Origin of the sequence: Bartonella sp. AP36NXGY, assembly GCF_042195865.1 — a bacterium.
GTDB lineage: Bacteria > Pseudomonadota > Alphaproteobacteria > Rhizobiales > Rhizobiaceae > Bartonella.
On record NZ_JBHIPD010000122.1, the window covers coordinates 1 to 961 of the forward strand.

Annotated in this window: 2 protein-coding genes; both read right to left on the minus strand. The window is 46.0% G+C overall.

All coding sequences use genetic code 11. From position 1 onward, the window contains the following. On the minus strand, nt 1–512 hold a 512-nt coding region (locus ACFINX_RS10215), incomplete at its 3' end, for a phage major tail tube protein (protein WP_375668810.1). Nucleotides 513–515: 3 nt separating this feature from the next. Beyond that, nucleotides 516–961: phage tail sheath C-terminal domain-containing protein (locus tag ACFINX_RS10220; protein ID WP_375668811.1), on the minus strand; the 446-nt coding region annotated here is incomplete at its 5' end.

The following is a 961-nucleotide window of genomic DNA, read 5'->3' on the forward strand; positions in this document are numbered from 1 at the left end:
TTGAGAATAGAGCGGCGGCGAGAACCGATCTCTTGCCCATTGCGGACAAGCCAGCCGCCCCGTTTAAAAGAAAAGCGGTGCAAAACAGAACCATCCCAAAATTCCGTATAATCCCAAACATTTTTGATCTCGCAATCATAGCCTGTGGCTTTCCCAGCTGTTAAGCCTTCGCTATCGACTTTGACCAACCGCCCTGTCACATCAATGGAATGTTCATGCTCACGCCCATCTTCTTCAGAAATCACATGTTTTTTGCCAGTGAATTTATGACGAAGACCAGGGGGACCACCAAAAATACCGATGACCTCAGGGGTATGGCTGCGGATTTTCATTTGCAAGCCAAGTGCTTTGACACCAAGACCGCTCACATCAATTTGCATATCAGAGCCGCCCGGTTGATAGGTTTCTGTAATTTCTTCCAACGTGGGCAGTTTCAATGTTTCAAGATCAAGGTGAAGGTTCACATCATCATCAACAATCAAGGTAAAACCGCGTACAATGCGTAAAGTCATGCTTTAACTCCTTGCTGCTTTGCGATAAGTTTCAAGCGTATCGCCAAATTGATAAGTCATTTTCTTTTGGATATCTTGCGCCAAACGGTCAAAATAAGCGCTATTGCGCCGGCTGCCAAAGCTTAAATCTTCTAGAGGTGGCACTTCTTCTGCATCAAATTCCACCCGCAATTTCCCCAGTTGTAAAGTGCTGTTTGAATTTAAATCACGATCAAACCAAACCCGCCCACCAAGCAGTGCACCGCGTGCAATCATATCATCAAGAAAGCTGGTCAAAGAGCGGGTAATGGCAATAACATGTTGACCAGTCAGATTCTCATCATTGGCCCAAGGGCGCAAATTGTTAATGATGGTTTTTTCCAAAGCTGCACGGGTGCGCACCACATTGACAAAGCGCCAAAGTGGATCACTGGAGGTGGTATGATTTCCCCATAAAATGCGCCCATTGG